The following is a 2,990-nucleotide window of genomic DNA, read 5'->3' as shown; positions in this document are numbered from 1 at the left end:
TTTCAAAATCCATAGGATCAAATTTATACTTGGGATAGTTTTGATTTCACTGAGAGCTATAATCTGTTTCAAAATCCATAGGATCAAATTTATACGCTAATGATGAAATTTATTCACAGATCTTAGAAGCAAGTTTCAAAATCCATAGGATCAAATTTATACCAGTTTGATTATTTTGCACTTCAACACGTGATTTTTGTTTCAAAATCCATAGGATCAAATTTATACCTTCTCGTTCTTCCTCGCTTCTCTTGTATTTTTTGTTTCAAAATCCATAGGATCAAATTTATACTACAAACTTTTACAATGATGATTTTAATAACCCTGGTTTCAAAATCCATAGGATCAAATTTATACAAAAAATCATAAGTTTCTCCACCTCTAGTTACTGTTACATAATTTGTTATGCAATGAATCAAAGGGGTTTTTTGTTTTAAATTGTTTAAATAAGTCTTTATCTCTTCATTTTCCATATTTTTTCTTTATATTAAAATTATGATATTTTATCAAAAAGCAGTTAATTTTAGCTTTATTTGTTTAAAATAGGCGAATTTAATAGCATTTATAAAATATTAAATGATAATTGCTTCTATTTTTATATAATAAAGAAAAAATTTATATATAAAGGATTTTTTATGAAAAGATATATTATTTCAGCTAGCATAATTGGTGCAATATTTGTGAGTGGTTGCTCAACAACATCAAATCCAGTTGGTGGAAATATTTATGATGCCTCACAGCTCAACCAAGAGCAAAATGCTCAAAATGTTCAAATAATACAGGTATCACCTGCAAAAATAGCTGTTGATAATAGCGAAAATAGAAGGTTGGCTCAAACAGCTGGCGGAGTTCTTGGTGCGGTTGCAGGTGCAGTTGTAGGATATAATGTAGGAAGTGGTGGAAGCGTGGCTGGAACAACAGCTGGCGGTGTAGCAGGTGCTGCTGGTGGAGCAGTAGCTGGAAGCATGGTAGGAGATAAAAAAATAGTTGATGGAGTAACGATTGCATATAAAACCAGTATTGATGGAAAAATAAAAACTTCAACTCAAGGAGGAAAATTGTGCGAATTTCAAACAGGCAAGGCTCTAATGATCATTACAAAACAAAATGAAACAAGAATCCAGCCAAACTCAATTTGTCCTAAAAAATAAAAAAATATAATTATTTATAATTGATCTTAGGCTTATGTTTTACCACTAAAAACATAAGCTGGTCAAATATATTTTTGTAATCATCACTTTTTGTTTTAAACTAAAAAATTATTTTAAAAACTTACAAAATCAATTAGATACTTTTATATTTATATTAGCCTTACAAGTATTTTACTTTTTAGTTCTGAAAAATAATGGGATAAAATTTATACTAGAGGTTTTTTCATTTTGCAATTCCCTCTTCTTTTAACCATATATTCATATTTTCAACTGCAAATTCCATAGCCTTTTCATCGGCTTCTTCATATTTTCCTTGTTTTGCAAGTTCTAAAACTACTATAAAGTCATTTAAACTTTTAATTGTCATTTTCCTATCATCATCTAAATAGTTAAATTTTATTCTATCTTTTGCTTTTTTATAAATATCATCAGCTAAATTATCTTTTATGCTTTCTAAATAGTTTAAAGCTTCTTTTTCAGTTTGCAAAACTACATATTTAAAATTCATTTCTTATCCTTTAATTATTATTTAATTATGTTTCAAAATCCATAGGATCAAATTTATACTATCCCTGCTTTATTTTTACTTAAAACCTCTTTAGTGTTTCAAAATCCATAGGATCAAATTTATACATCTTCTTGTGTAGTCTTATCATCATCTGAATTTGAAAAAATATTATTAAAGTCGTTGCTTAAAGATTTAATGTTCTCTAAATCTTTTTTAATACTCTCAATATCTAAATTTGAATAATATTCTTCAACTTTAGAATTTTTAAATATCATTTTTTCATTAAGATTTCTATCAAAGTAAAATGTTATAATTGTATCACGAGAGGGGGGTAGTGACAGTTGTGGTCCTCCCCTCTTATACACTTCTCTTCAATGTGATCTACAATACAACGAAATCTCACATTATTATCATCTTGCCACTCATAAGTTGTAGAATTTAGATATTTTTGTTCCTTGTCTATAAAAGGTGTTTTGAATATTTTTAAATATTCTCTAAGAGAATTTCCTAGATTTACGTTTCAAAATCCATAGGATTAAATTTATACGCGTCTGCCATGTTTTCAACACAAAGCATCATTATGGTTTCAAAATCCATAGGATCAAATTTATACAGAGCTCTTTTAATCCCAACATTAACTGCAAATTGTTTCAAAATCCATAGGATCAAATTTATACCCTGTTAAAAATTTATGTTCGTTTGAGTAAGTTCTAGTTTCAAAATCCATAGGATCAAATTTATACATTATCTGGACTAGATACAAACAATCCACTTACTGGGTTTCAAAATCCATAGGATCAAATTTATACAAAAGGATATCTTGTGATGTTTAAAGACAATGATAGCTGTTTCAAAATCCATAGGATCAAATTTATACCAAATATGCGTTTTGAAGATATTATCAAAGAAAAGTTTCAAAATCCATAGGATCAAATTTATACTTGAGCTGGAAAGAAAACTACTTGCCTTTTGATGAGTTTCAAAATCCATAGGATCAAATTTATACAAAAGCATTGTTTATCTTATGAAACAAGAATGTAGGTTTCAAAATCCATAGGATTAAATTTATACTTAAAACTTTGTAAATATTAGTATATTATATCTAAGTTTCAAAATCCATAGGATCAAATTTATACTTATTAACAACTTTTCCACTGTTATCAATAGTTAGTTTCAAAATCCATAGGATCAAATTTATACAATATCTTTTAAAATAGGTATTCCACTTCTATATTGTTTCAAAATCCATAGGATCAAATTTATACTTGGGATAGTTTTGATTTCACTGAGAGCTATAATCTGTTTCAAAATCCATAGGATCAAATTTATAC

3 protein-coding genes and 2 CRISPR repeat arrays are annotated in these 2,990 nt (G+C 27.6%); of the genes, 1 reads left to right on the top strand and 2 read right to left on the bottom strand.

Annotated features, from left to right (window positions below):
* Nucleotides 1–65 precede the first annotated feature (65 nt).
* A CRISPR array of direct repeats spans nt 66–357; the repeat unit is 30 nt; unit sequence GTTTCAAAATCCATAGGATCAAATTTATAC.
* Between the two features lie 278 nt (nt 358–635).
* On the top strand, nt 636–1,151 hold the full coding sequence (locus HMPREF9309_RS07360) for a hypothetical protein (protein ID WP_016647308.1): 516 nt from the start codon (nt 636–638) through the stop codon (nt 1,149–1,151).
* Between the two features lie 223 nt (nt 1,152–1,374).
* Here the strand turns inward: HMPREF9309_RS07360 and HMPREF9309_RS07355 are convergent, their stop codons facing one another.
* Complete coding sequence (locus HMPREF9309_RS07355) at nt 1,375–1,659, bottom strand: hypothetical protein (protein ID WP_016647307.1); 285 nt, start codon at nt 1,657–1,659, stop codon at nt 1,375–1,377.
* A gap of 119 nt (nt 1,660–1,778) precedes the next feature.
* Entirely contained in the window at nt 1,779–1,934 is a 156-nt protein-coding gene (locus HMPREF9309_RS09175) for a hypothetical protein (RefSeq protein ID WP_155827387.1), read from the bottom strand.
* Between the two features lie 241 nt (nt 1,935–2,175).
* Nucleotides 2,176–2,990: direct repeats of the CRISPR family, unit length 30 nt; unit sequence GTTTCAAAATCCATAGGATCAAATTTATAC.

It is taken from the genome of Campylobacter ureolyticus ACS-301-V-Sch3b (assembly GCF_000413435.1).
GTDB lineage: Bacteria > Campylobacterota > Campylobacteria > Campylobacterales > Campylobacteraceae > Campylobacter_B > Campylobacter_B ureolyticus_A.
The sequence above is the reverse complement of the archived record's forward strand: the minus strand, read 5'-3'. Positions and strand labels throughout refer to the sequence as shown.